Raw genomic sequence first — 23111 nt, 5'->3', positions numbered from 1 at the left:
GCGTGATCGATTCCGTCAGCCCCTATTCTGGAACGATGCACCCCTCTACTGACGGGCCGACGTTGTTGTCGCCGGCCCGCATTCGTCTTGCCCTGTTGGCGCTCGCCCTCGGCGGGTTCGGCATCGGCGCAACCGAATTTGTTGCGATGGGGTTGCTGCCGAATCTGGCCGCCGATCTGCTTCCATCGCTGAATGCGGTCGATCCTGACCAGGCCAACGCGCAGGCCGGCTGGCTGATTTCGGCTTATGCGCTCGGCGTTGTCGTCGGAGCGCCCACGATCGCCGCATCCGCTGCCCGCTGGCCCCGAAAGGCACTGCTGCTGGTGCTGCTCACCGCCTTTACCCTCGGAACCATTGCATCGGCGCTGCTGCCCAGCTTTGGGTTGGTGCTGGTGGCCCGTTTCGTGGCGGCGCTCCCGCATGGTGCCTATTTCGGGATTGCCTCTCTCGTCGCTGCCGACCTGATGGGGCCGGGCAAACGCGCCCGAGGCGTTGCATTCGTGCTCTCCGGCCTGACGATTTCGAACGTGATCGGAGTGCCGGCGATCACCTGGCTCGGCCAGGTGTACGGCTGGCGAATTGCCTACTTCGCGGTTGCGGTGATCTTCGCCGCGACGTTCCTGGCCGTGATTCTGCTGGTTCCGTTCCAGGCCGGCGATCCCCAGGCGACAATGCGCGAAGAACTGAAGGCATTTGGTCGGTTGCAGGTCTGGTTTGCCCTGAGCGTCGGAGCCATCGGCTTTGGTGGGCTCTTCGCCGTATACACCTACGTGGCGCCTCTCGTGACCGAGATCACGAAACTTCCCGCCGCGACCGTGCCACTGGTTCTGGTGGTCATCGGGGTCGGCATGACTGTCGGCAACCTCGTGGGCGGCGCGTTGGCCGACAAGAGTGTGCGTCGCACCATCTACGGCTTCTTCGGCGTGATGATTGTCGCCTTGATCGGACTGGCGCTCTCGGCACAGTTCCTCGTCGGGCTGCTGATCGGCGTCTTCCTGATTGGCGCAGCTGCTGCTGCCCTGTCGCCGGCGATTCAGAGCCGGTTGATGGATGTCGCGCAAGGAAGTCAATCGATCGCCGCTGCGACCAACCATTCCGCACTCAATATCGGTAACGCGCTCGGCGCCTACCTGGGTGGCGTGGCCATCTCGGCTGGTTTCGGCTACCTGGCACCGGTCTGGATCGGCGTCGGGCTGAGCGTGCTCGGGGTGATTCTCGCCACGGCGAGCTTCGCCATCGACCGGTCTCGACGCTCACAGGGCATTCATCTGCCCTACGGAACGCAGTCGATCTCAACTTTCGGACAGTAAGCCGGCGCACGGCCGCGGGGCCGCGCACACGACACTAATCGTTCTGCAGCAGGATGCCGTCACGAATGGCCCGCTTACGCAGCGCAACCTTGGTACCCACATCGTGGCCGGCCAGACGGTACTTCTCGCGGATGCGCTTCAGATACGACTTCGCGGTCTCTTCGGAAATGCCGAGCTGGTTCGCGACAGCTTTCACCGGCTCGCCGGCACCGTAGAGTGCCATGACGCGGCGCTCCTGAGCGCTCAAGCGCGGCGAGCCACCGTCCATGCCGGTGATGGCGTGGTCGAGCTCAGCCGAGATGAAAGACTCGCCCACGTGGGCCGAACGAATCGCCTCGACGATCATCGTGGCTTCCTCGCTCTTCACGAGATAGCCGAGCGCTCCCGCGCCCAACGCTTCCCGAACCAATGCCGGCTCGGAGTATGTACTCATGAGCACGGTCTTGACGCCAGTGGTCTTGAGCGTAGAAATCTTGAGTGAAATGGGGATGTTGTCTTTAAGGTCGAGGTCGAGCAGTACGACGTCGACAGGAAACTCGGGGTGCGTCAGCAACTCGGGCCAGGTCGTGACGGCAGCAACCATGCTGATGTCATCGGCGGCGCTGCGGATCCACTCGGTAAGCGCACCCAAGAGCATCCGGTGATCATCGACGATTGCCAGACGGATTGGACGAACTGTGGTCATTGCGATCTCCCCTGCTGCTTTCTTCGCCAGACGATGGCGCTGGTGGCCTCACACATCAGCTGGGTTATCGACACTGCATTCGATCTCCACGCGCAGACTGCCGTCCTGGACGGTGTCGAGATGTGTTCCCACTACACGGATAGCATGCCATGTCTCAGGGTCGACCCTTCGACGTGGCACACCTTTCGTCGTCAAATCGATAGGAAAACGCACGAATCGTTGACGAATGTTGCGGGTTGAGGGCAAAATCGGCCCAAAAGCGAGCGAAACCGCTGTTGCGGGATGATCGGCATCGCTGATCAAAAGCCAGATTGTGAGCAGGAGCGCATCCCGTTGTGCCGGGGCGAGCAAGCCGGCCAAGCCCGACGGATCGTGGACCGTGACCGACGGCCCCAAGAACTCGGATTCGGTAATGGCGTGGTGAAGCCACGTTTCGGTTCTGCCTTCGATCAAGTGCATTCGAAGTGCCGTGGCGAGGCTCGCTGCTGTGGTCGATTCTCGAGCGGGGAGAGGGAGCGCCGCTCGCCCCTGCGCAACATCGTCGAGCAGTGTCTCGGCAGCCAGATCCAGTGCGGCGAGCCGCTCGGACGCAAGCATGCCGACGGCGTACTGCGGCTGTGTCACCGTGCTCTGCACGAGCACCAAATCGAGTTCAAGCTGCACGATTCGTCGAAATGTGCGTTCAATCCCCAGGGCCACAACCGGCGCGAGAACGGCCAGACTGATCACCAAGATTTCCGGTGCGATCGTTTGCGCAAGGACACGCGGCTCGAAGACTGCGACCGTCGTCATGACGACGGCGAGTATTGCCGTAGCGATGATGATGGTGCGCCGTCGTTCGAACGTCACGAGTCCGCCCAGAATGGCACCGATTGATGCTGCAGCGGTTGGGAACACCCCCGCATCCCGCAGGCCATGGCTGCCGTAGAGGTCGAACGCCACAACCACTGCCGCTGTGACGTAGAAGGCGGTGAGGAAAGCGCGGGGGACCCGCGGGGAGAGCGCCCGTTGGCTCGCAATGAAAAGTGCGATCACTAGGCCGACCAGCACCCACGCCGCACTGCTCCAGATCGGGTTGGTGTACTCCGGCCATTGAATTGCGAAGCGCCAGAGGAGGAATAGGGTGATGAAACCATCGCTGAGCGCAATGCCGATTCCGAGGTGTCGGCCACCCAACACGGTCTGGTCAAGTCGCACCGCCCGTTCGGTGCGGGCGGGGCGGCGGAAGGATTCTGGTGGAGGAGCGGCCGAAGGCCCGTCGAGGCCGGATTGCGCTCGCGTGCCGGGCTCGGCGACCGGATGACTCATGTCGCTGACCACACGGTCGGCTTCGGCAGGGGGACGTGTCATTTGGGTACTTCCAGCACAACGGTCGTTCCCGAGTTGGGGGAGGAGAAAAGCCGGGCGTTTCCTCCCACATCGCGCAGTCGAGCAACCACCGACTCAGCGAAACCGAGTCGAGCCGTGTCGACGGCCGCGAGATCAAACCCGACCCCGGCATCCGTCACCATGGCGCGTACCGTTGTGTCGTCGTCGGTGATCGTAACGTCGGCGCGCGTGACACCGGAGTGCCGTCGCACGTTTTCGAGGCACTCGGCCAAAGCGAGTAGGAACGAATCGAGCACGGTGCTGGGCAGCAGAACCTGGCCGCTGCCGTGCCAGTCCACCTCGAGACCCAGCCGACCGAACCGTTGCTTGACCGACTCCAGAGTGGTGCCCAGCGTCGATTCTGTTGCTGGTTCCAGCGTGTAGACACCGGAACGATGGGGGGCCGGCCGCCCGCCCAGCCTCAGCTGGCGGAGGAGCTGAGCATCGTCGCCCGCTTGTTCTCGGAGCGCGGCAGGGTTGACTCCGGTGCCCGAGTGCGCCAACAACGTGAGGGTCGCGAGCACCGTGTCGTGCAACAGTCGGGCGTCGCGGCGACGCCGCGCCTCCAACTCACTCGCTTGCCGCTCAATGGTGTGGGCGCGCCCGATCGAGGCGATGCGCTGCATGACCCGAGTCACGCTGTGCCCCATCCACCACCCCCCGAGCGTCGTTGCGAGCCAGCCGCACACGGTCAAGGCCAGCGGCAGCACCGACCCGCCTGACACTGTTGCAACGTGTGCGACGGTGACGATGGTGATCGTGACAGAACTCAGAAGCAGAACTACGCGTCCGCGGCTTTGAGTGAGAACGATGCCGACGCTCCCCATCACGGTGGAGGCGATGACACCGATGATGCACTCCTCCACCAGATTCATACCGGGGACTGCACGACTCGTGTAACCGATCGCGAGCACGATCGCGTTTCCCCAGAAAACGATGGAGTAGACCCAGACCAGTGACGTGCTCCGACCAAGGAAATACACGCTGACGGTCAGCATCACCGCGAATGGGAGCGCGATCGTTTGGCCGAGCGCGCTGACTCCGTGAGGAATCAACAGGCACAGCACGACCGGAATCATGCACGACAGGCCGAGCATCCTCGAGGATTTCCGAAGCAGACGATCGCGTTCTTTGAACATGCGTTGCTTCATGGGGCCTGCTGCGTCCTTCGACTGGGGATATCAGCACACTATCGGGAATCGCCCGAGCCCGGCAGGAGCCGACGCAACTGGGCACCCACAAACTCTGATTCGATCAGGAAGCCATCGTGGCCGTAGGCAGAGCTGAGCACCACGGCAGTCTGGCCGTCGATGTTATTCGGCAGGAGCGCCGCGATTTCTTGTTGACCGGTGAGCGGGAAGAGTCTGTCGCTGTCGATGCCGAGCACGAGAGTACGCGCCGTGACCCGGGCCAGCGCGGAGGCGATTCCGCCCCGGTCACGCCCCACGTCGTGCGAGTTCATCGCCTCGACGAGCGTGATGTAGCTGTTGGCGTCGAAGCGCCGAGTGAACTTGTTGCCGTGAAAATCGAGATACGACTCAACGGCGAAGCGTCCGCCCGAGCCGAGCGGGCTGATCCCGCTTTGCCAACCGCGTTCAAAGCGTTGGTTCAGCTCAGACGGGCTGCGATAGTTCAGCAGGGCCATTCGGCGGGCTAACGCCAAGCCTCTCGTGGGACCGTCGCCGTCGGCCGCGTCGTAATACTCACCGGAACGAAACAGCGGGTCGGTGCGAATCGCCTCGATCTGAACCGAGTTCAGGCCGATCTGATCGGCCGTCGTCACGGGCGGCGCGGCGAGGACTGCGAGGCGTTCGACGCGATCGGGAGCAGTGATCGCCCATTCGAGGGCGTGCATCCCGCCCATTGAGCCACCGACGACCGCCGCCCAGCGTGCGACGCCGATCCGATCAGCAAAAGCGATTTGGGCCGCAACCTGGTCGCGAATGGTGAGGTAGGGAAAACGGATGCCCCACTCGAGCGCGTCCGGCGCAAGCGAGGCCGGCCCCGTGCTGCCTTGACAGCCGCCGAGCATATTGGGAGCGACGACGAACCAGCGGTCGGTGTCGATGGCCAGTCCCGGACCGACGATGTCGCCCCACCAGCCGGCGGTTGCATGACCGGGTCCGGATGGGCCGATCAGGTGACTGTCGCCGGTGAGGGCATGGAGGACAAGCACGGCGTTGTCGCCGCTCGGGGAGAGCTCGCCCCAGGTCTCGTACGCGATGCGCGCGAAGCCGAGATGACCGCCGGCCTCGAAATGGAGCGGACCGATGTTCTGGAACTGACGGTTGCCGAGTGGGTCACCGTCACGCCAGGCGCCGGTGGCCGGGGGCTTGCCAAAGAGCGAGCGCGTCTGCGCTTCGGTGATGAAGCTCGACGGGACCGTGTCTGCTGACGATTGCCATTCCATACGGTCCCATTCTGCCGGTGAATGGGACGCCCCCGCCAACTGTTACGTCGGCGGGGGCGGTCACAGGGGGTTCAGCGCTTCTAGGCTCCGGCGCGAGCGGCATCAACGACAGCGCGGGCGGCTTCGAGTCCGGCCTGCAAATCGGCCTTGATGTCGTCGATGTTCTCGATGCCCACCGACAGTCGCACGAGGCCCGGTGTGACACCGGCCGACAGCTGCGCCTCGGGGGAGAGCTGCGAGTGCGTCGTGGACGCGGGGTGGATGATCAAGGAGCGCACGTCTCCGATGTTCGCGAGGTGGCTGAACAGCGTGACGTTGTCGACCAGTGCACGGCCGGCATCCACACCGCCCTTGAGCTCGAACGACACCACTGCGCCGACACCCTTCGGGGCGTACTTGTTCGCGGCGGCATACCACGGGCTCGACGGCAGGCCGGCGTAGAAGACCTGCGCGACATCCGGGTGATTTTCCAACCACTCGGCGACCTCCTGGGTGTTCTGCACGTGGCGTTCGATGCGCAGGCTGAGGGTTTCGATGCCCTGGATCAGCTGCCAGGCGCTGGCCGGGGCGATTGCCGCGCCGAGGTCGCGCAGGAGTTGCACGCGCGCCTTGATGATGTAGGCGAGACCGTCGCCGACCGCGGCGGTGTAGCTCGCGCCGTGATACGACGGGTCAGGCTCGGTCAAGCCGGGGAACTTCTCGACGTTCTTCGACCATTCGAACTTTCCACCATCGACGATGATGCCGCCGATCACGGTGCCGTGCCCGCCGAGGAACTTGGTGGCCGAGTGAATGATGATGTCGGCGCCGTGCTCGAACGGGCGGATCAGGTACGGTGTGGCGATCGTGTTGTCGACGATCAGCGGAATGCCGGAGGCGTGCGCGACGTCGGCGACGAGGGAAATGTCGAGAACGTTGATCTTCGGGTTTCCGATGGTTTCGGCAAAGAAGAGCTTGGTATTCGGGCGAACGGCGCGACGCCATTCTTCTGCGTCGTCCTGATTCTCGACGAATGTGGTTTCGATGCCGAGCTTGGCGAGCGTGTACTTGAACAGGTTGTAGGTGCCGCCGTAGATCGAGCTCGACGAGACGATGTGGTCGCCGGCCTGGGCGATGTTCAGCACGGCGAAGGTTGACGCCGACTGGCCGGAAGCGAGCAGCAAGGCCGCCGTTCCGCCTTCCAATGCCGCCACGCGTTCCTCGACGACCGCCTGGGTCGGGTTCTGGATACGCGTGTAGATGTTGCCGAACTCGGCCAACGCGAACAGGTTCTGGGCGTGCTCGGCGCTGTTGAAGACGTAGGAGGTGGTCTGGTAGATCGGCGTGGCCCGCGCGTTGGTGACCGGGTCGGGTGCCGCTCCGGAATGAACCTGCTTGGTTTCAAACTTCCAGGATGCTGAGTTGTCGCTCATGAGGGGGATCTCCTGCAGATGTTGAGGAGCGCGGACCATCCTCGCTCTGCAGTGAGCCTAGAGAGCTTGGAACCCGCTCGCAAACGCGTCCGACACACGACGTCACGTGCCGAGAGGGTGTCGCTTAGCGGGTGATCTCCGGCGGCAGCACGATGGTGCCGGTGGGAGTGGCCGATTCGCGTCGAAACAGCCAGCGGGCACGCGGTTCGACGAGCGGTCGAAACAGCGTACGCACGATCGGTTGCGACAGCAGAACCGAGATGGCGATGCTGAGAAGGATCATTCCGGGCAAGGCCCAGGCCGGCTGCGGGCCGGTCAAGATTCCGCTTTCACGGAACGGGTAGAGCAAAAAGGAGTGCAGCAGGTAGATGTACATCGTTGCGGCCCCGAAGCCGGTGAACCAGGTCTGTCGCCGCGGCATGAGCAGCAGGAACGCCACGATGAGGGCGAAAGCGAGAAAGATCAGGCCGAGACGGATGCCGCCGGCCCAGAATTCGCCATACCCGAACGAACCGTAGGACGAATCGTAAAGCAGAAAGCGGCGCACCTTCAGCGCACGCAGCAGAGTGATGTTGGTGGCGATGAAGGCGAAAAGCGCGGCGAAGAGCAGAATCGCTCCGGTTCGCCAGCGCCAGACGGCGACGGTGCGTAGCGTGAGCCAGCGCCCGGTGATCTGCAATTGTCGCAGCTTCCAGCCGAAGACGAAGAATGGCAGCAGTCCGAGGGTGCGTGCCATCGAAAACGTGTCGTCAAGCGAGGACAGATAACCGGCGCCGATCGAGATGACGATGCTGATCAGCAGTGGAGCGCGCAGGAGCACTAGGTAGGGCAATGACACGCGCCACACGGTGAGCGCGATCAAGAACCAGAGTGTCCAGGAAGCCGTCGAATAGTCGAACCACAGTCGGTGACCGGTCAGACCGCGCACGAGTGTCCAGATGGTTTCGAAGATGAGGTACGGAAAGACGATGTCGGTGAGCAGCCGGTGTAAGTGCCGAGTGCCGGGAGCGCCTGACTTGGCGAAATATCCGCTCACCGCCACGAAGATCGGCACATGGAACGCATAAATGAACAGATACACCGAGTAGGAGACATCCGACTCAGAGATGAGTTTCAGGATCGCGTGACCGATCACCATGAGGGTGATGGCAACCCAGCGAGCATTGTCCCAGAGCGGGACGCGACGTTTGTGGGCGGTGGGGGTGCCGGGCAGAAGAGCGATCATTACGTCTATTGTCGCGGCAGAATAGAGAGATGAGTACACGCAGGGTCGTCGTCACGGGTGCCAGTTCGGGAATCGGAGCCGCCACGGTGCGACTCTTCCGGCAGCGAGGCTGGGACGTCGTCGGTGTCGCGCGACGGTCCGACCGGCTGGCAGCACTCGCCGCCGAAACGGGTGCCGATGTGTTCACGGCCGACCTCACCCGCCAAGACGACGTCGACGCGCTCCGTGATTACCTTGCCGTGCTCGGCCCGGTGCATGCACTCGTCAACAACGCGGGTGGCGCAATGGGGCTCGACAGCGTCGAGGATTCCGCGATCGACGACTGGGCTTGGATGTTCGAGATCAACGTGCTCGCGGTCAAACGAATGACCTCTGCGCTTCTGCCGCTCTTGCGTCGCACTCTCGCTGCCGACGGCGGATCGGCGGATATCGTCACCGTCACGTCGATTGCCGGGCACGTGGCGTATCTCGGCGGCGGCGGGTACAACGCGGCCAAGTTTGCGGCTCATGCGTTGATGGAGGTGCTGCGACTGGAGTTGAACGGGGAGCCGATTCGGGTGATCGAGGTGGCGCCGGGCATGGTCAAGACCGAGGAATTCGGGCTGGTGCGATTCGGTGGCGATGCGGTGAAAGCCGCCGCGCCGTATGAGAACGTGCTGAACCCGCTCTCGGCTGAGGACGTCGCCGAGACAATCGTCTCGGCGGTCGAACGGCCGGCCCATGTGAACCTTGACTTGATCACCATCAAGCCGGTGGCGCAGGCCGCGCCCAGCAGGCTGGCGCGCGGAGAACTGACGGTGCGCGCCGAGGGCTAGACGGGCTCGACCACCGCGATCTCGTCGGCCGGTGCGACATCCGCAAAGGCGAGCTTCGGCACGAAGAAGAGCAGAATGCCGGCTACGAGGGCACCGACGCCACAAATCGTCCAGACCAGCATGTAGCCGAAGAGGCTCGCCGCGGTCGACGTCGCCGCCGTCGCCGCACCCATCAGCAGCACGACCCCGAAGGTCGCCGAGGCGAATGACCCGCCGATGGTCTTCGTCGTGTTGGTCAGGCCGGCGGCGATGCCCGTCTGCCCGAGCGGCGCGGCTGCGGCGGCGGCCGCGGGGAGTGCTCCAACCAGTGCGCCGGAGCCGATTCCGGCGATCGCCATATTCGTGAACACCTGCCAGGTTTCTAGGTGGAAGGGGATGAACGCGAGGTACCCGACGGCCATGAGGAATGTCGCGATGATCAGCGCGATGCGCGGGGTCGTCCACTTCGAGACGAGCGGGAACAGCAGCGCGCCGACGATCATCGAGATGAGGTACGCACCGATGAGGGTTGAAATGTCCGAGGCATCCAGGCCCAGCCCATAGCCGTTGGATCGATCGGTGCCGGCATAGGTGGCCAGCGGTGCCTGTGCGCCGAGCAGGCTGATCCCGATGAGTCCCGCGGTGAGTTGCACGGGCCACATATTTGGCTGGCGCAGCACACGCAGGTCGATCGCCGGATCCTTCTGCTTCAGCTCGAATTTTCCGAACGGAATGAAACTGGCGACACCGATAACGATCAGCGCCCAGACCCACCAGGTTTCCGGTCCGTTCAGCCGCAGGAAGGTCAGCCCCGAGGTAATCAGCAGCAGCCCGAAGGTGAGCATCATGAAACCGATCGGGTCGAGCGAACGGCCCGTTGACGGCTCCGACTCCGGCACACCGAACAGGATGGCGAAGAACACCAGCGTCACGGCAATGGCCGGCAGGAACAACGTGAGTGTCACGTTCTCGCCGAGGGCGGCGAAGATGCGCCCGGCCGAGAGAGCGCCGATGATCGCCCCGGCCTCGAGGGCGACCACGAGCAGGCCGGCCGCGCGTCGGGTCTGCGAGGCGCCGGTGTTCGTGCGGCGACCGCGATCGAAGATCAGCGCCACTTCAAGCGGCAGCCAGACCACATAAAAGCCCTGCAGGGCCCAGGCCGCGAGAAAGCTCCAGAAATCTCCGGCGAAGGCGAGCCACCAGGTGGCTCCGGCCGTGAGGACCGTCGAGGCGAGCAGGATGCGCTTATGCCCGTACATATCGCCGAGCTTGGCGAGGAAGGGAACAACAATGGCCGAGAGCAGCAGCTGTGAGGCCTCGAACCAGTTGAAGTCGGCGTCGTGAATGCCGAGGTGCTTCACGAGGTCGGGAATCAGCGGAACGTAGTAACCCTGCAGAATGCCGCTGGTGATCTCGACCAGGAACAGGAACCCGACCAGGCTAGCGGTCACTCCGACTACTGAGCCGCGCAGCGGTGCGGGCCCCTTCGTGAAAGGCATCATGTTCGGATGCTAGTGCCTGACGGCCCTTAGAATTGGGCAATGGCACACGATGCGGACGACGCCGCGACCACCCTTCCCGAGATCCAGCGCGAGATTCTCGAGTGGACCGACTTCGCCGATGCGGCACGCCAGTTGGCCACCGAGGTGCGTCAGAGTGGGTACGCCCCTGACGTGGTCATCGCGATCGCCCGCGGTGGTCTGCTGCTTGCCGGGGCAATCTCATATGCCCTCGGCACCAAAAACTGCGGAAGCATCAACGTCGAGTTCTACACGGGCGTCGACGAGCGTCTGCCGAAACCGGTTCTGTCCGCCCCGATGCTCGACGCCCCGGCACTCGCCGGAAAACGTGTGTTGCTCGTCGATGATGTGTCCGACTCTGGCCACACCCTGGCGCTCGTCGTCGGGTTGCTGGGCGAGACCGCCCACGAGGTGCGCACCGCAACGCTCTACACGAAGCCGCGAACGGTTCACGTGCCCGACTTCACCTGGCGCCGAACCGACGACTGGATCGTCTTCCCCTGGTCTGCCGAGCCGCCGGTACAGGTGGCGCTCGCCGAGTAGGTGAGACCCGGCCGGGCCGATGTTCAGGTCGTGCGCGGATGCCCCTCAGCGAATCGGCAGAGTCGGCGGTGAGACCGGGGCACCGGAGAGCAACTGCGTAAAGTCGCCCTTCTTCCACAGCTCCCAGTTCCAGGTCGCCAGGAACTTGTCGGCTCCGGTCACCCCACGGCGAAACAACGTCGACTTGTCCTCGGCGGTCAAGTGAAAGTCAGTGACACCGAAACCTGTGGTGTCGATGAAAATCGTGCGTGAGGCAAATGCCGGATCGTCCACGTGAACCCGGTCGTGTGCGCTGAGCATGGTTGACAGGAGCGAGCGCGCCAACTGAATGCTGTCGGCGTCGGGGCTCCACGGGGTTTGGGTGACGCTCGTGCGCGCCGAGAGCTTGATCCCGAGGGTCGGCCAGCGGGACTTTTCATCGTCCCGTCGGTCGAAGATGTCGATCGGGTAGTTCGAGAGCATGCCGCCGTCGGTGCAGACAATCTCGGTGTGGCCGACCGCCGCGACATCCGTCTGCATTCGGAATGGCTGGAAAAAGAAGGGGATGGAGGCTGAGGCGCGCACGGCGTCGGCGACGAGCTGGCTGTCGGGGTCGACACCGAGCAGCGATCGGTAATCCCAGGGGAGGCGCAGCATCAAGCCACGAGAGACATCCGACACGATCACGACGAGTTTGTAGCGTTGGTCGGGCGGAAGCGCGCTTCCCGGATCGTCCTCTTTGAGGTCGGCCCAGGTGCGGACTCCGTTGGCGGCGAGAGTGTCGGCGATCCAGCGGTGCATGAAATCGCCCACGAACATGCCCTCCTTGAAGAGAAGGCCGAACGTCGCGCCGATATGCGGCAGATGGGCGAATACCTTCGGCTCGTCTTCGAACTGCGTGAAGTCGAGGTCGTCCATGATCTGCTTGATCGCTGCCGGGCTGAGACCAGCGGCCAGAAATGAGGCGACGATCGCGCCGGCCGAGGTTCCGGCCACGCGGTGAAACCGGTAGGGGTCTGCACGGGTGACCATTTCAGTGATTGCACCGACCAACGCCGAGCCTTTCACACCGCCGCCCTCGAGTACCAGGTCTGCATCGGGCATGATCTCCCACCTTCCGGCGCGGTGGGATCGCCGGTCAGTGAGCCCCCGCGTAATCCCGACACTTCACCTTCGCGGGCGCGCTGTCAATCGTCACGAGGGCGCCGCGGTGCGCAAGCTCGTGCCACGCAGCTAGGCTCGAACCATGAGTGTGCACCTGGTCGGCGGCGGTTGGACGCCCGACAACTATGCGTCAATGTTCGGGCCGTTTCTCGAGGAGGCATCGGCGCGCGCCGTTGCAGACGGGCGCACGGCACCGCGGATCGCGATCATCGTGGTACGTGACGGCGACGCAGCCGAGCACGCGGCTCAGCTGGGAACCGCGCTCGCCGCGGGCGGGCTGTTCGAGCCCGTGACCACACTGCTTGACCACGACGGCGTTGCCGAACTGATCGCCGTGGCCAACGTCGACGGCATCCTGATCGGGGGCGGGCTCACCCCCGCTTACCTCTCGGCCCTCACCCCGATCGCCGGCGAAATTCGTCGTCAGGTCTCGGCTGGCGTGCCCTACCTCGGTTTTTCGGCCGGCGCCGCGATTGCCGCGGAGCGTGCCCTGATTGGTGGCTGGCGCATCGGCGGCGTCGAAGTGAGCCCCGAAGACGGCTCGGAAGACCTGGATGAGGTCACTCTCGGGCAGGGCATCGGTCTGCTCGATGTGACCGTCGAGGTGCACGCGGCGCAGTGGGGAAACCTGTCACGACTGATCGCCGCGACCGAAGCGGGTCTGATCGACGGCGGACTCGCGATCGATGAGAACACGACGCTGGTCATCGGCGAGGGCGCTCTCGCCGTCGTGGGCGCCGGAAGCGTCTGGCGGGTCAGTCAGGCCGACGGTGGAGTGCTGGTCAGCACGTTCGGCGCCTGACCGTTGCTCGAATGACACCCTCTCTCACGGCCGGACTCGGCGCCGGTTGGGCCGACGCGCTCGAACCGGTGGCGACCGAGCTCGCGACCGTGCAGGAATTTTTGAACCGTGAGCAGGCCGCGGGGCACCTCACGCTCCCCGCATCCGACACCATCATGCGTGCCTTCACCGCGCCGATTGATGACGTGCGGGTGCTGATCGTCGGCCAAGATCCCTATCCGACCCCCGGGCATCCGATCGGCTTGTCGTTCGCCGTCGACCCGGCCGTTCGGCCGTTGCCACGCAGCCTCACCGCTATTCGCCGTGAACTGCAGGACGATCTGGGCATCACCGTGCCCGACCACGGTGACCTGAGCCGGTGGACCGACGCCGGCGTGATGCTGCTGAACCGTGTGCTCACCGTGCGGTCCGGCGAGGCAGGATCACATCGGCGGCAGGGCTGGGAAGCCGTCACCGATCAAGCGGTGCGGGCTTTGGTTGCCCGTCGGCGTCCCCTCGTTGCGATTCTCTGGGGCAAGGATGCTCAGACGCTCGTGCCGCTGCTGGGCGGTGTCCGAGTGATCGAATCAGCGCATCCGAGCCCTCTCTCGGCGCGCAGAGGATTCTATGGATCCCGGCCGTTCAGCCGGGCCAACCGCGCGCTTGTCGAGCAGGGAGCGGCGGCAGTCGACTGGTCGCTCGGGTAATCTGGAGGGTGACCAAAGGGAGCTAGTCGGTGCGTGAAGAGGAATACCCGGTGCGGCCCAGAAAGCCTCGGCATCTGATGCCCGAGGCTCACTCCGAGGCAACGCTCGAGTACACGCTGCGCGGCGTTGAAGCGGCAGATCTGCCGTCTATTCAAGAGATCTACAACCACTACGTGGCCACCAGCCCCGTGACGTTCGATGAAGAGGCGATGACTCTCGCCGCGTGGCGCGAGAAGTATTATTCCCTCTCTCGCCTGGGTATGCCGTTTATCGCCGCGGTCTCGCCGCAGGGCACGATTCTCGGCTACGCACTCGTTGCCCCGTGGAAGCAGAAGAAGGCTTTTCGGTTCACCGTCGAGAACTCGATCTACCTCGGTCCGACCGCAGTAGGCAAGGGGCTCGGCCGGGTCTTGCTCGGCGAGCTCATCGTGCGCTCGAAGGCGGCCGGGCTTCGCGAGATCATCGCCGTGATCGCCGATCACGGCGCCGATGCCTCACTCACACTGCATAGCGCATTCGGATTTCGCGAAATTGGGCGCATGGGTCAGGTCGGCTTCAAATTCGATCAGTGGATCGGCACCGTCTTGATGCAGAAGAGCCTCGCCTGACGGATGCTGCCTCACAACGCGACCCGTAAGGTCGAGGTATGACTGTGAACCCGCTCGACCTGCCGGCCAAGCACACGGTGCTGCTTTCGTTCGCCGGGCATCTCGAGGGGGCGCCGGACGATGTCTACGCGGCGCTGGCCAAACGCTTGGCGTCGGGGGATGAGCGCGGCGATCACTTTCTGGCCGACCCGGCCGAACGCTTCATCGTGGTGCAGGGAGACTGGTGGTATCGCGGTGAATACCGTGTGCTGCCCGAAGGCGACGCGTCCCGGATCGAATACGAGATTGTGAACGTGGCACAGATCGCCCACTGGGCCGGGGCCCTGGCGGGGGGCTCGGTCGTGCGGGCTGCTCCGGGAGCCTTCCAACGTCTGCTCACCGACGTCGAAGCGACGCTCGACCGCGACTGAAGTGGAGCCCCGCCCCGAGCTCAGTGCATGCTGAACTGATACTGCGGCGGAACCTCGTCCTGGGGGCAGACCTCCTGCCACAGTGCAGTGATGGAATTTTCGCCCTCACGGAGGTCGGCCACCTCCACGCCCTCCTTCAAGATGGCGGCGGCTTGTGCAGGATGCCCGCTGCGGGCCAACGCCAGTGCGGTGAGAAAGCGCACCCGGCCGCCTCGTTCCAGCCCACCGTGGGAGCGTCCGATCAGGCGCAAAGCGGCGGCGGGCTGACCCACACGAACGGCTGCCGTCGCCGCCTCGATCAGAAGTGGAGCGCTGGCCGGCAGGGCAGCGCAGGCCCGCGCATAGTGGGCGAGTGCGTCGGCGACGCCGTCCTCGGTGGCGGTGGCGGTGGCGGTGGCGGTGGCGAGGGCGAGAAGAGCGAGTCCGCGATGTGCGTGCGCGCGGGGGAGCGGCTGCCCGGTGGCCTGACGCAGTGTTTCGCGATAGAGCGCGGCTGCGGCATCCGTCTCGCCGACGGCGTGCCTCATGACTGCCCGGTGCAGTGTCGCGTTCGGGTGGGGTGTTGCGCGCTCAAGCAACACTTCCCAGTCGTCGCCAGCCACAAACGAGGGCGCACCGGTGAATTCGGCGCCGTTCAGCAGCGCCAGCCACGGATGCTGGTCAGCGCTGAGAGACTCGATCGAGAATGGAGTTCCGGTCTCGTCGATCCACGGCCAGCCGTTGGCGCGGCGCCGGGCCGCCTCCAAAGCGCCCCAACCGGTGCCGACCAGAAGGATGGTCTCGGGCGGCAGATCAGCGAACGCGCGCGCCTGCGTCAACGCGCTGGCCAGCTCGGTTGAGTCGATCAACTCGTCGACCCGAGACTCGCTATGCCGGATGGCCGCAGCCCAATCCGTGCCGTGCGCGAGGTGGGGGTCGAGCCGGGCATTCCCATACGCCTCCAACCAGGACCATTCGGCACCACTCGGCATCGGCTCATGCTGGAACTGTGTCTGCGCCAGACCGGCCTGAATCTCGGCGTACGGCCCCGCCTCGGGGCTCAGCCACTCCTGCCACCGCGTGCCGCCGGCTCCCTGGCCCCAGACGAAGAGTTTGCGCCCGCGCAACCGCTCCGTGGAGAGCATCGCCACACCGTCGCCGTCACGATCGGCATTCAGAATCCAGCGACGTTGGTCGGCGGCGAGGTCGAAGAAGAAGTCCCGAGCCCGCGGGTTATGGGTGGGCCAGGTGCAATCGATACCGTCGTCGTCGGTTGGGTCGACGCGCGAAATGCCGTTTGAATAGTCGCTCGCGAATGCCGTTCCTGCCGGGGCGATGACTCGACTTTCGGGGTTTTCGGGCACGGCGGCGTTGGTCCACCAATAGAGCGGAACCTCCTTGGGATTGGGGTTTCTGATTCTGACCTGCACCAGGAGAACCTTCGAGTCGGCCGGCAGCCAGGCATCGATTTGAAAAACCACCCCTCGCAGCCGCTCGAACTCCCACATGCGCAACACGTCATGGCCGTCGGGGGTTCGCACAATGCCGGTGTGTAGCGGGCTGCAGGTCGTGGGCGAATGCCCGCGGGTTCCGATGTTCCATTCAACGCCACCGGCAAACCACGCATTGCGCAGCGCCAAATTCGCAAATTGGATGGTCCGCTGGGTGTGCAGCAGGTGCTTGTTGGCGGTCTTGTCGAAGAGCTCCCAGAGGCGTCCGCCGAGTTCGGGCAGGAACACGGCGCGCAGAAAATCATTTTCAAGCACGACGGTGAGCAGCTCTCGGTCCGTGCGGATGCGGCTGTAGGCATCCTGAGCCTGATAGGGAAAGAGGTTGGCCGGGTTGCCCCACCGGGAGCCGTCAATGATCTCCTGCGGCGCGGGCGGCGTGATGCGATAGGGGGTCTCCGGCGGTGCGCCCACGAGGGGGAGCGGATTTTCACTGCCCAGTTCGGCGGCGGAGAAGAGTCGGCGTTCCACGTGCATGGTCGAGGCTCCGTTCGGAAGGGTCAGTGGATGTGTGACTGCGCAAGGAGAGCGGCCACGTCGTCGGTGATGCGCCGGAAAATCGTCTCGTCGACAGGGAAGCCGGCCTGCATTAGGCCGAGAACGGCCGCACCGACGATGCCGTCGCGTGCCGAGAGCAGGGGGGCGCTATCGGTTGCCGCGCGGAGTGCCTCGCCGAGGGGCGTGCGGTGGGCGAGCAGTCCGCTGTTCAACACGCTCCCGCCCAGCACGACGGGGCCGGTGACGACGGGATCTGCGACGGCCGCGAAGGTCGTGCCGAGTTCGGCTGCTGCGTCGGTGAGGATCGCGCGAGCCACGGCGTCATCGACGGAGTCGGCGGCACGAAAGGCAAGCGGGGCGAAGCGCGAGAGCTCGACGGGGCGCAGCGCATATAACGACTCGATCAGGCGAGTCAAGACGGGCGGACGTTCGACCGGCGCTGGGGCTGCGTCCGTGGTGGGGGGAGAGGCGGCGTGTTCACCGGCGGTGGTGTTGAGCTCGGCGAGGAGGAGGTCGGTCAGCGCGGTCGCCGGTCCGCGCCCGTCGAGGTCGGCGGCCACCGCGGCGGCGACGCGATGGCCGATCCAATACCCGGATCCGGCGTCGCCGAGAAGCCAGCCCAAACCGTCGGAGACCGCGGCCAGCGAACCGTTTTCGATGCGTGCCGCGACGGCTCCCGTGCCGGCCACGAGGACATATCCGTCGGGCGCGAGGGTTCCTGAGCGAAACATCGCCAGCACATCGGACACAATCTGGACCGGGCCGCCGATGCCGAGCGCGACGAGCCCCGCGCTCAGCTGCTCACGCGAGTGAGCGCCGGCGCCGGCCATGGCGATGACGGTCGAGGTGACGGCAGCGGCACTCGGTCCCGTAGTCGTGCGGGCATCAGCAATCGCCGCGGCAATCGAGTGCAGGGCGGCGTCGAATCCGCTCGAAATGGGGTTTCCGCCGACGGCCAGGCCGAGTCCCACGCAGTGCCCGGACGGCAGCACGATGACGGCCCGGGTGGCGGTGCCACCCGCGTCGATTGCCAGGATGGTGCACATCGTTACCATTTTGTGTTCCTCGTAATGTGATCACACTGTAACGTAAGAATTGTTTTCACAGAGCTCCAACGACGGAGAAACGGATTCCCTTGACGAACGCCGCAGCGAACATTTCCCCTCGGGAAACGGCTCGTGGTGTGCTCGCTCGAATCGATGCCCGGCTTCCGGAAATGTCAGGAACCATGCGCAGAATCGCCGAGTTCCTGCTCGAGAATCCGCAGTCGCCGCTCGAGGGAACTATCGGCGATCTGGCGAAAGAATCGGGAACGTCTGCAGCGACGGTGACCCGTTTCTGTCGGTTGCTCGGCTACGCGGGTTATGCGTCGTTTCGAGTCAGCATCGCCACCGAAGCGGGACGCGCCGCGGCGCGGGAAACCTGGACGACCGACATCGGTCGGGCGTTCGGGCCGGATGACTCGGCCACCGAGGTGCTGAGCACGTTGATGAACTCACATATTCGTTCGCTGCAAGAGACCGCCTCGATCATGGATCTGCCGGCGGTCAAGGAAATTTCACGGCGGATCGCACAGAGCACACACGTCGATATCTACGGCGTGGGCGGCAGCGCTATCCTGGCCGCTGAACTTCAAGCCCGGTTGTATCGGATCGGGATCAACTGTCACTGTTGGTCCGAGGTTCATGAGGGACTGACGAGTGCCGCAATCCAGAACACCGATTGTGTCGCCATCGGGATTTCGAACACCGGACGCACGAAAGAGACACTGCAGATGCTGAAACAGGCTCGGCGGGCCGGTGCCCTCACCGTGGCGATCAGCAATAACCCACACTCTCCTCTGGTTGAACTTGCCGACCGTCAGATCATCACATCGGTGTTCGAACGTTTTCTTCAGCCGGACGATCTCTCGGCGAAGCACGTGCAATTGATGGTGCTGGATCTTCTCTACCTGTTGATCGCCCAAGAAGACTTCGAACGCACGACGCAGAATCTGTCGAAATCGGCCTCGGCAGTCGCCGCTCACCGCCGCCCGACCCGAAAATCGGGTACGCGTCGCACGCCGGGGCATTCCGCGGCGAGTACACCAGAACGAGTCGAGGAGCGGTAATGCCCGGCACCTCATCCGCCTCAGAATTGATGCTGCGCTACACGAACGAAGTCAGCTCGCGCATCGCTGCGCTCTCGGCTGCCGCCCAAGCAGGAGCTCTGGACGCGGCGGTTGATCTCATGGTGACGGCGCTGCACCGGGGTGGTGTGATCCAAGCCTTCGGCACCGGCCATTCCGAGGCATTCGCCATGGAGATCGCCGGGCGCGCCGGAGGGCTGATCCCCACCAACAAGATTGCCCTGCGTGACGTCGTGCTGCACGGCAGTCTCGACGTCGATTCTCTGAGTGGCTCGGCGCTCGAACGCACCACCGCGGTCGTCGACGAACTCTTCGAGATTTCACCCATCGGAGCCGACGATGTCTTCATCATCGCCTCAAACTCCGGCGTCAACGGTTCAATCGTCGGGCTGGCGCTTCTGGCCAAGGAACGCGGCCACAGCGTGATCGCCGTGACGAGCCTGGAACATACCCACCGGGTGAACCCCAAACATCACAGTGGAAAGCGCCTGAGTGAGGTAGCCGATGTCGTTGTCGACAATCTGGCTCCCTACGGCGACGCCACTGTCGAGCTTCCGGACGGCTTCCCCGTCGGCGCGGTGTCATCGATTACAGCGGCGTTCATCGCGCAGCTGTTGACGATCGAGACCGCGCGGCGAATCGCCGAGTCCGGTGGAACACCGCCGCTCTATCTCTCAGCAAACATCCCTGGCGGAGATGAACACAATCGCTCCATCGAAGATCTGTATCGGAACAAGATCAGGCGCGACGCCTGATTCCACCCAATCACGGAGGTCAAGAGTAATGGAAATTCAGAATAAGCCGCTTGTGCGGCGGGACTTTCTGCGAGGCACACTCGTCGCAGCGGTCTTGATCCCGCTCGGTGGCGCACTCGCCTCGTGCGCGCCATCCGGTGGTGGCGGCGCAACCGGTGGAGCCACCGGTACGGTGTCGGCAACGAACCCGTTCGGAATGGTTGAGAAGTCAACTGTCGACGCGGTCATCTTCAACGGCGGCTACGGCATCGACTACGCCAAGTTCGCCGGCAAACAGGTGGAGAAGGTTCAGGTGGGTTCGACGGTCAACGTCACCCCGCAGACCAACATTGCACAGACTCTGCAGCCGCGCTTCGTTTCGGGCAACCCGCCGGACGTCATCGACAACAGCGGTGCAAACCTGATCGGCATCAATACCATCCGCGAGCAGCTGGAAGACCTCACCGATGTGGTCGACGCCAAGAACTACGAAGGCACGGTCATCAAGGACACCCTCTATCCGGGCGTCATCGAGCCGGGCACGTTCGACGGCAAGTTCGTTCAGCTCAACTACGTGCTGACGGTCTACGCCATGTGGTATTCGGCATCCCTGTTCGACGACAAGGGCTGGACCGTTCCGAAGACCTGGGACGAGATGCTTGCGCTCGGTGCCAAGGCCAAGGCCGATGGAAAGTACTTGATGGGTTGGGGTAAAGAAGCCGCAACCTACTACCAGACCATGGCCATTGGCTCGGCAATCAAGCAGGGCGGCGACGACGTGCGTCTCGCCCTCGAGAACCTCAAGCCCGGTTGCTGGTCGCTGGCACCGGTGCAGGATGTCTTCACCGGTCTGAAGGCGATCATCGACGCCGGCTACATGAAGCCGGGCGGCGCGGGAACGCAGTTCACAGCAGCGCAGGCCCAGTGGAGTGACGCCGAGGACTTCATTCTCTACCCGTCGGGTGGCTGGATCGAGAACGAGATGAAGACTCAGACCAAGGAGGGCTTCAAGATGACGGGTGCCCCCGAACCGACGGTCACCAGTGACTCGAAGATGCCGTGGGAGGCACTGCACTCCACGGCTGGTGAAGGCTACATCGTTCCGTCGAAGGCGAAGAACCCGGCCGGCGGTAAGGAGTTCCTGCGTGCCATGCTCTCGAAGGATGCCGCGGTCAACTTCGCGAAGACCACCTTCTCGTCGACGATCGTCAAGGACACGATCCCGGCAGACGGGTTCGGCTCCACGGCTTTGGTCTCGCAGGTCACGATGCTTGAGGCGGCAGGGACGAACATCTTCTCGTGGAACTTCGTCGACCTCTACGGAATGAACACCGACCAGTTGGTCGTCTGGAACACATTCCTTCAGGGCGGCTCCGACGTCGCCACTTTGACCAGCGGCCTGCAGGCCATCACAGACAAGGTGGCGAACGACCCATCAGTGCAGAAGGTCACTGTCACATGACAGTGATTGCTCCAATAGACGAGATGGGTGGCGGCCGCTCGGCCGCCGCCCATCGGTGGAGCAAGAAAGATCTCACGTTCGACAAGATTTCGTTCATGATCGTCTTTCTTGTCATTCCGGTCGTCGTCTACATCGTCTTCGTCGTCTCGCCGTTCATTCAGGCGTTCTACTACTCGTTGACCGACTGGTCGGGCTTCACCTCGGGCATGAACTTCATCGGCATCGGCAACTATGTCAAGGCCTTTACCGACAGCACCTTCCTGACGGCCATGGGCAACAGCGTGTTGCTTGCTCTCGTGTTGCCGATTGTCACCATCGGGCTCGCACTGATTCTGGCGTCACTGGTGACGGTGGGCGGCCCGAGTAGCGGTCCGGTCCGGGGCTTGCGCAACTCCAGCATCTACCGTGTCGTTTCGTTCTTCCCGTACGTGATTCCCGCCATCGTGATCGGCATCATGTGGGGCCAGATCTATGACCCGAGTAGCGGGCTGCTGAACGGGATTCTCACGGGGCTCGGCCTCGATCAGTTCGAGTCGTTCGCGTGGCTGGGCACCAAGGGTGTCGCGATGCCTGCCGTCATGTTTGTGATTGTCTGGGGCCTGGTTGGCTTCTACATGGTGTTGTTCGTCGCGGCGATCAAAGGCGTGCCCGCAGAGATCTATGAGGCCGCCCGCATCGACGGCGCCGGGCGGTTCCGCACGGCGGTGACCATCACGATCCCCCTGATCCGAGACAACATTCAGACCGCCTACATCTATATGGGCATCCTCGCCCTTGATGCTTTTGTCTATATGGCGGCTCTGGAGCCCGGTGGCGGGCCGGCGAACTCGACGCTCGTGATGTCGCAGCAGCTGTTCACCACGGCGTTCACCAAGGGCCAGTTCGGTTACGCCTGCGCAATGGGCGTCATCTTGGCCGCGATCACCCTCCTGTTTGCCGGTGCAGTGTTCCTCGTGAACCGAATCACCGGCGGAAATAACGAAGTGGCGGAATGACACTCACACAGAAGAAGGATGCGCCGCCGCGCGGTGCGCAGGCGCGGGTAAACCGCACGGGCGACAGAGTTGTCGGCACGGTTTCCCACACACTCTTAACGTTCTGGACGTTGATCGTCGTCTTGCCACTGCTCTGGACGATCATGTCGTCGTTCAAGACGAGCAAGCAGGTGCTGCAATCTCCGTTCACGTTGCCCACGCAATTCAATTTCGACAACTATGTGAACGCCTGGTCAATCGCCGGCATCGGAAGCTTCTTCGTCAACTCGATCATCGTCGTGTTCGGCGCCCTCGTGCTCACCATGCTCTTCGGGGCGATGTCGGCGTATGTACTGGCACGGTTCCAGTTTCCGGGCAGCCGAGCGATCTACTATCTGATGCTGGCGGGTCTGACCTTCCCGATCTTTTTGGCGATCGTGCCCCTGTTCTTCGTGCTGCAAAGCCTCGGCATCCTGAACACGCTGCCGGGATTGATCGTCACGTATGCGGCATTCGCCTTTCCGTTCACCGTGTTCTTCCTCTTTGCTTTCTTCAAATCGCTGTCCACCTCGATTGCCGAGGCCGCAGCGCTTGATGGGGCGGGGGAGTGGCGCACGTTCTTCCAGGTCATGCTGCCCATGGCCCGTCCTGGATTGGCGACGGTGGCAATTCTGAACTTCGTCGGCCTGTGGAACCAGTTCCTCTTGCCCGTCGCGTTGAACACCGACCCGCAGAACTATGTGCTGACGCAGGGAATGGCCCAGTTCGCTTCGCAGGCCGGGTATTCCGTGGACTTCGGGGCGCTCTACGCCGCCGTTGTGATCACCGTGATTCCGGTGCTTGTCGTCTACCTGATCTTCCAGCGCCAGCTGCAGGGATCCGTCTCGCAGGGCACCAATAAGTAGGGAGACA

General features: G+C 63.8%; 22 protein-coding genes. 12 read left to right on the top strand and 10 right to left on the bottom strand.

The features are described 5' to 3' along the window. Positions 1 to 35: 35 nt before the first annotated feature. Positions 36 to 1310 (top strand): MFS transporter, encoded by a 1275-nt coding sequence (locus tag HNR05_RS09670; RefSeq protein ID WP_179578819.1) that lies wholly within the window; start codon positions 36 to 38, stop codon positions 1308 to 1310. Between the two features lie 34 nt (positions 1311 to 1344). Here HNR05_RS09670 and HNR05_RS09665 read toward each other — a convergent pair whose 3' ends face one another. From HNR05_RS09665 to HNR05_RS09640, 6 genes are all read right to left on the bottom strand, one after another. After that, positions 1345 to 1995 carry a response regulator transcription factor gene (locus tag HNR05_RS09665; RefSeq protein WP_179578818.1) on the bottom strand — a complete coding sequence of 217 codons (651 nt, stop codon included), beginning with the start codon at positions 1993 to 1995 and terminating at the stop codon, positions 1345 to 1347. Positions 1996 to 2043: 48 nt separating this feature from the next. Continuing rightward, positions 2044 to 3345: a hypothetical protein gene (locus HNR05_RS09660; RefSeq protein ID WP_179578817.1), complete on the bottom strand. Its 1302-nt coding sequence runs from the start codon at positions 3343 to 3345 to the stop codon at positions 2044 to 2046. Then, entirely contained in the window at positions 3342 to 4514 is a 1173-nt protein-coding gene (locus HNR05_RS09655) for a sensor histidine kinase (protein ID WP_179578816.1), read from the bottom strand. The genes HNR05_RS09660 and HNR05_RS09655 overlap by 4 nt, the downstream gene beginning before the upstream one ends. A 38-nt stretch (positions 4515 to 4552) precedes the next feature. Continuing rightward, positions 4553 to 5773 carry a homoserine O-acetyltransferase MetX gene (gene metX / locus HNR05_RS09650; RefSeq protein ID WP_179578815.1) on the bottom strand — a complete coding sequence of 407 codons (1221 nt, stop codon included), beginning with the start codon at positions 5771 to 5773 and terminating at the stop codon, positions 4553 to 4555. Positions 5774 to 5853: 80 nt separating this feature from the next. After that, a complete protein-coding gene (locus tag HNR05_RS09645) occupies positions 5854 to 7185 on the bottom strand; it encodes a bifunctional o-acetylhomoserine/o-acetylserine sulfhydrylase (RefSeq protein WP_179578814.1) in 1332 nt (443 codons plus the stop codon). A gap of 124 nt (positions 7186 to 7309) precedes the next feature. Next, positions 7310 to 8410 (bottom strand): acyltransferase family protein, encoded by a 1101-nt coding sequence (locus HNR05_RS09640; RefSeq protein WP_179578813.1) that lies wholly within the window; start codon positions 8408 to 8410, stop codon positions 7310 to 7312. Positions 8411 to 8439: 29 nt separating this feature from the next. On the opposite strand from HNR05_RS09640, the gene HNR05_RS09635 reads away from it, so the two are divergent. After that, positions 8440 to 9225 carry an SDR family NAD(P)-dependent oxidoreductase gene (locus HNR05_RS09635; RefSeq protein ID WP_179578812.1) on the top strand — a complete coding sequence of 262 codons (786 nt, stop codon included), beginning with the start codon at positions 8440 to 8442 and terminating at the stop codon, positions 9223 to 9225. Here HNR05_RS09635 and HNR05_RS09630 read toward each other — a convergent pair. Next, complete coding sequence (locus HNR05_RS09630; RefSeq protein WP_425485078.1) at positions 9222 to 10706, bottom strand: MFS transporter; 1485 nt, start codon at positions 10704 to 10706, stop codon at positions 9222 to 9224. The two genes, HNR05_RS09635 and HNR05_RS09630, sit on opposite strands and share 4 nt — an antisense overlap. Positions 10707 to 10745: 39 nt before the next feature. Here HNR05_RS09630 and HNR05_RS09625 point away from each other — a divergent pair, with 39 nt between their 5' ends. Continuing rightward, positions 10746 to 11267: a phosphoribosyltransferase gene (locus HNR05_RS09625; RefSeq protein ID WP_179578811.1), complete on the top strand. Its 522-nt coding sequence runs from the start codon at positions 10746 to 10748 to the stop codon at positions 11265 to 11267. Between the two features lie 45 nt (positions 11268 to 11312). Here HNR05_RS09625 and HNR05_RS09620 read toward each other — a convergent pair whose 3' ends face one another. Beyond that, on the bottom strand, positions 11313 to 12350 hold the full coding sequence (locus HNR05_RS09620; protein ID WP_179578810.1) for a patatin-like phospholipase family protein: 1038 nt from the start codon (positions 12348 to 12350) through the stop codon (positions 11313 to 11315). Between the two features lie 142 nt (positions 12351 to 12492). Between HNR05_RS09620 and HNR05_RS09615 the strand changes: the two genes are divergently transcribed. The 4 genes from HNR05_RS09615 (at position 12493) to HNR05_RS09600 (ending at position 14916) form a co-directional block, all read left to right on the top strand. After that, positions 12493 to 13212 (top strand): Type 1 glutamine amidotransferase-like domain-containing protein, encoded by a 720-nt coding sequence (locus HNR05_RS09615; RefSeq protein ID WP_179578809.1) that lies wholly within the window; start codon positions 12493 to 12495, stop codon positions 13210 to 13212. 11 nt (positions 13213 to 13223) lie between these two features. Then, positions 13224 to 13898 carry a uracil-DNA glycosylase gene (locus HNR05_RS09610; RefSeq protein WP_179578808.1) on the top strand — a complete coding sequence of 225 codons (675 nt, stop codon included), beginning with the start codon at positions 13224 to 13226 and terminating at the stop codon, positions 13896 to 13898. A 77-nt stretch (positions 13899 to 13975) separates the two neighbouring features. Next, positions 13976 to 14506, top strand: coding sequence for a GNAT family N-acetyltransferase (locus tag HNR05_RS09605; RefSeq protein ID WP_218868859.1), 531 nt, complete (start codon positions 13976 to 13978; stop codon positions 14504 to 14506). A gap of 38 nt (positions 14507 to 14544) precedes the next feature. Further along, on the top strand, positions 14545 to 14916 hold the full coding sequence (locus HNR05_RS09600; protein ID WP_179578806.1) for a hypothetical protein: 372 nt from the start codon (positions 14545 to 14547) through the stop codon (positions 14914 to 14916). Between the two features lie 20 nt (positions 14917 to 14936). On the opposite strand, the gene HNR05_RS09595 is transcribed toward HNR05_RS09600, so the two are convergent. Continuing rightward, a complete protein-coding gene (locus HNR05_RS09595) occupies positions 14937 to 16880 on the bottom strand; it encodes a DUF5107 domain-containing protein (protein WP_179578805.1) in 1944 nt (647 codons plus the stop codon). A 23-nt stretch (positions 16881 to 16903) separates the two neighbouring features. Continuing rightward, on the bottom strand, positions 16904 to 17956 hold the full coding sequence (locus tag HNR05_RS09590; RefSeq protein ID WP_179578804.1) for an N-acetylglucosamine kinase: 1053 nt from the start codon (positions 17954 to 17956) through the stop codon (positions 16904 to 16906). A 128-nt stretch (positions 17957 to 18084) separates the two neighbouring features. Between HNR05_RS09590 and HNR05_RS09585 the strand changes: the two genes are divergently transcribed. Genes HNR05_RS09585 through HNR05_RS09565 form a run of 5 tightly spaced genes read left to right on the top strand, consistent with a single transcriptional unit; the run spans position 18085 to position 23104 of the window. After that, positions 18085 to 19011 (top strand): MurR/RpiR family transcriptional regulator, encoded by a 927-nt coding sequence (locus tag HNR05_RS09585; RefSeq protein WP_343062684.1) that lies wholly within the window; start codon positions 18085 to 18087, stop codon positions 19009 to 19011. Then, positions 19011 to 19784: a sugar isomerase domain-containing protein gene (locus HNR05_RS09580; RefSeq protein ID WP_246318379.1), complete on the top strand. Its 774-nt coding sequence runs from the start codon at positions 19011 to 19013 to the stop codon at positions 19782 to 19784. The genes HNR05_RS09585 and HNR05_RS09580 overlap by 1 nt, the downstream gene beginning before the upstream one ends. 28 nt (positions 19785 to 19812) lie before the next feature. Then, positions 19813 to 21225 (top strand): N-acetylglucosamine/diacetylchitobiose ABC transporter substrate-binding protein, encoded by a 1413-nt coding sequence (gene ngcE, locus HNR05_RS09575; RefSeq protein WP_179578802.1) that lies wholly within the window; start codon positions 19813 to 19815, stop codon positions 21223 to 21225. Positions 21226 to 21248: 23 nt separating this feature from the next. Next, positions 21249 to 22220: a carbohydrate ABC transporter permease gene (locus HNR05_RS09570; RefSeq protein WP_425485103.1), complete on the top strand. Its 972-nt coding sequence runs from the start codon at positions 21249 to 21251 to the stop codon at positions 22218 to 22220. Beyond that, positions 22217 to 23104 carry a carbohydrate ABC transporter permease gene (locus tag HNR05_RS09565; RefSeq protein ID WP_179578800.1) on the top strand — a complete coding sequence of 296 codons (888 nt, stop codon included), beginning with the start codon at positions 22217 to 22219 and terminating at the stop codon, positions 23102 to 23104. The genes HNR05_RS09570 and HNR05_RS09565 overlap by 4 nt, the downstream gene beginning before the upstream one ends. The last annotated feature ends 7 nt before the right edge of the window (positions 23105 to 23111 follow it).

Source organism: Leifsonia psychrotolerans, assembly GCF_013410665.1.
GTDB classification, from domain to species: domain Bacteria; phylum Actinomycetota; class Actinomycetes; order Actinomycetales; family Microbacteriaceae; genus Cryobacterium; species Cryobacterium psychrotolerans_A.
Note: the sequence above shows the minus strand (reverse complement) of the source record. Positions and strands in the feature narration are given on the sequence as shown.

Excerpts from the sequence above, each read along its gene's own strand:
- HNR05_RS09600 (WP_179578806.1), top strand. The coding sequence starts at position 14,545 with ATGACTGTGAACCCGCTCGACCTGCCGGCCAAGCACACGGTGCTGCTT.
- HNR05_RS09625 (WP_179578811.1), top strand. The coding sequence starts at position 10,746 with ATGGCACACGATGCGGACGACGCCGCGACCACCCTTCCCGAGATCCAG.
- HNR05_RS09640 (WP_179578813.1), bottom strand. The coding sequence starts at position 8,410 with ATGATCGCTCTTCTGCCCGGCACCCCCACCGCCCACAAACGTCGCGTC.
- HNR05_RS09665 (WP_179578818.1), bottom strand. The coding sequence starts at position 1,995 with ATGACCACAGTTCGTCCAATCCGTCTGGCAATCGTCGATGATCACCGG.
- HNR05_RS09610 (WP_179578808.1), top strand. The coding sequence starts at position 13,224 with ATGACACCCTCTCTCACGGCCGGACTCGGCGCCGGTTGGGCCGACGCG.
- HNR05_RS09635 (WP_179578812.1), top strand. The coding sequence starts at position 8,440 with ATGAGTACACGCAGGGTCGTCGTCACGGGTGCCAGTTCGGGAATCGGA.
- HNR05_RS09570 (WP_425485103.1), top strand. The coding sequence starts at position 21,249 with ATGGGTGGCGGCCGCTCGGCCGCCGCCCATCGGTGGAGCAAGAAAGAT.
- HNR05_RS09565 (WP_179578800.1), top strand. The coding sequence starts at position 22,217 with ATGACACTCACACAGAAGAAGGATGCGCCGCCGCGCGGTGCGCAGGCG.
- HNR05_RS09670 (WP_179578819.1), top strand. The coding sequence starts at position 36 with ATGCACCCCTCTACTGACGGGCCGACGTTGTTGTCGCCGGCCCGCATT.
- HNR05_RS09620 (WP_179578810.1), bottom strand. The coding sequence starts at position 12,350 with ATGCCCGATGCAGACCTGGTACTCGAGGGCGGCGGTGTGAAAGGCTCG.
- HNR05_RS09655 (WP_179578816.1), bottom strand. The coding sequence starts at position 4,514 with ATGAAGCAACGCATGTTCAAAGAACGCGATCGTCTGCTTCGGAAATCC.
- HNR05_RS09645 (WP_179578814.1), bottom strand. The coding sequence starts at position 7,185 with ATGAGCGACAACTCAGCATCCTGGAAGTTTGAAACCAAGCAGGTTCAT.
- HNR05_RS09660 (WP_179578817.1), bottom strand. The coding sequence starts at position 3,345 with ATGACACGTCCCCCTGCCGAAGCCGACCGTGTGGTCAGCGACATGAGT.
- ngcE (WP_179578802.1), top strand. The coding sequence starts at position 19,813 with ATGGAAATTCAGAATAAGCCGCTTGTGCGGCGGGACTTTCTGCGAGGC.
- metX (WP_179578815.1), bottom strand. The coding sequence starts at position 5,773 with ATGGAATGGCAATCGTCAGCAGACACGGTCCCGTCGAGCTTCATCACC.
- HNR05_RS09615 (WP_179578809.1), top strand. The coding sequence starts at position 12,493 with ATGAGTGTGCACCTGGTCGGCGGCGGTTGGACGCCCGACAACTATGCG.
- HNR05_RS09590 (WP_179578804.1), bottom strand. The coding sequence starts at position 17,956 with ATGGTAACGATGTGCACCATCCTGGCAATCGACGCGGGTGGCACCGCC.
- HNR05_RS09630 (WP_425485078.1), bottom strand. The coding sequence starts at position 10,706 with ATGATGCCTTTCACGAAGGGGCCCGCACCGCTGCGCGGCTCAGTAGTC.
- HNR05_RS09605 (WP_218868859.1), top strand. The coding sequence starts at position 13,976 with ATGCCCGAGGCTCACTCCGAGGCAACGCTCGAGTACACGCTGCGCGGC.
- HNR05_RS09580 (WP_246318379.1), top strand. The coding sequence starts at position 19,011 with ATGCCCGGCACCTCATCCGCCTCAGAATTGATGCTGCGCTACACGAAC.
- HNR05_RS09595 (WP_179578805.1), bottom strand. The coding sequence starts at position 16,880 with ATGCACGTGGAACGCCGACTCTTCTCCGCCGCCGAACTGGGCAGTGAA.